Source organism: Shewanella benthica KT99 (assembly GCF_000172075.1).
Classification (GTDB): Bacteria; Pseudomonadota; Gammaproteobacteria; order Enterobacterales; family Shewanellaceae; genus Shewanella; species Shewanella benthica_A.
Map to the genome: position 1 here is coordinate 1 of NZ_ABIC01000095.1, position 2,140 is coordinate 2,140.

At 47.8% G+C, this 2,140-nt stretch carries 1 rRNA gene; it reads left to right on the forward strand.

Going from position 1 to position 2,140, the window contains the following annotated elements:
• Nucleotides 1-355: 355 nt before the first annotated feature.
• A 23S ribosomal RNA gene (locus KT99_RS19635) occupies nucleotides 356-2,140 on the forward strand; the annotation flags it as partial.

Consider the following 2,140-nt stretch of genomic DNA (forward strand, 5'->3'; position numbering starts at 1 on the left):
GTGTTATGTGAAGGGATAGCGACTTACTTGTAAGTTGTTATTAATAGCATTAGCGCGAAAAATAAATAATTGAGTTCTCAAACACTTAAATCAAGTGCTGGAGCATAGACCTTTAATTAGGAAAGTGCTTCAAGAGTATTCTTTTGGCGAAAGTAAACACCATTAGTTGCGATACGATTCGTTTTCTACTATTTGTAGAGAATATTGAGTCTGTTAGCGCAGTCGATGTGTTGTTATGCAAGGCGCGAAAGCGAACGAGGAGGGCGTGTAGTTTACTACATAACCGACAAGTGAGTTTGAGTAACGCTGCATAACAGTACAGTGGCAAGCGAATAAAGACCTATGTGGGTTGTATGGTTAAGTGACTAAGCGTATACGGTGGATGCCTTGGCAGTCAGAGGCGATGAAGGACGTAGTAACTTGCGAAAAGCGTTGGCGAGCTAGTAACAAGCATTTGAGCTAACGATGTCCGAATGGGGAAACCCACTCACATAAGTGAGTATCATATACTGAATACATAGGTATATGAGGCAAACCCGGGGAACTGAAACATCTAAGTACCCGGAGGAACAGAAATCAACCGAGATTCCCCTAGTAGCGGCGAGCGAACGGGGATTAGCCCTTAAGTCTATGGGGTGTTAGTGGAATGAGTTGGAAAGCTCAGCGGCACAGGGTGATAGCCCCGTACATGAAAACTAACCATAGATGAAAACGAGTAGGACGGGACACGTGACATCTTGTCTGAACATGGGGGGACCATCCTCCAAGGCTAAATACTCCTGACTGACCGATAGTGAACCAGTACCGTGAGGGAAAGGCGAAAAGAACCCCTGTGAGGGGAGTGAAATAGAACCTGAAACCGTATACGTACAAGCAGTGGGAGCGGTTCCATTCTTCGGAATAAGAGACCGTGACTGCGTACCTTTTGTATAATGGGTCAGCGACTTACATTTTGTAGCGAGGTTAAGCGAATAGCGGAGCCGTAGGGAAACCGAGTGTTAACTGCGCGTATCTTTAATTAGAGAAGTTGCAAGGTGTAGACCCGAAACCCGGTGATCTATCCATGGGCAGGTTGAAGGTTGAGTAACATCAACTGGAGGACCGAACCGACTTATGTTGAAAAATGAGCGGATGACTTGTGGATGGGGGTGAAAGGCCAATCAAACCGGGAGATATCTGGTTCTCCTCGAAAGCTATTTAGGTAGCGCCTCGAGCGAATACCATTGGGGGTAGAGCACTGTTAAGGCTAGGGGGTCATCCCGACTTACCAACCCTTTGCAAACTCCGAATACCAATGAGTACTACTCGGGAGACACACGGCGGGTGCTAACGTCCGTCGTGGAAAGGGAAACAACCCAGACCATCAGCTAAGGTCCCAAAGTTATTGCTAAGTGGGAAACGATGTGGGAAGGCTTAGACAGCTAGGATGTTGGCTTAGAAGCAGCCATCATTTAAAGAAAGCGTAATAGCTCACTAGTCGAGTCGGCCTGCGCGGAAGATTTAACGGGGCTAAGCAATACACCGAAGCTATGGGTTTGCTAGTTTACTGGCAAGCGGTAGAGGAGCGTTCTGTAAGCCGTTGAAGGCGAAGGGGTAACCCACGCTGGAGGTATCAGAAGTGCGAATGCTGACATGAGTAACGATAAAGGGAGTGAAAAACTCCCTCGCCGAAAGACCAAGGTTTCCTGTCCAATGTTAATCAGGGCAGGGTAAGTCGACCCCTAAGGTGAGGCCGAAAGGCGTAATCGATGGGAAACAGGTTAATATTCCTGTACTTCTGCTAACTGCGATGGAGAGACGGAGAAGGCTAGGCTAGCGCGGCGTTGGTTGTCCGCGTTTAAGGTTGTAGGTTGTATTCTTAGGCAAATCCGGGGATACGCATTAAATTGCAAGACTGAGGACTGATGACGAGACCCTAAGGGGTTGAAGTAGTTGATGCCATGCTTCCAGGAAAATCTTCTAAGCTTCAGGTTAGTAGGAATCGTACCCCAAACCGACACAGGTGGTTGGGTAGAGAATACCAAGGCGCTTGAGAGAACTCGGCTGAAGGAACTAGGCAAAATGGTACCGTAACTTCGGGAGAAGGTACGCTCCTAGCGGTGATGAGACTTGCTCTCTAAGCTGCCGGGAGTCGCAGATA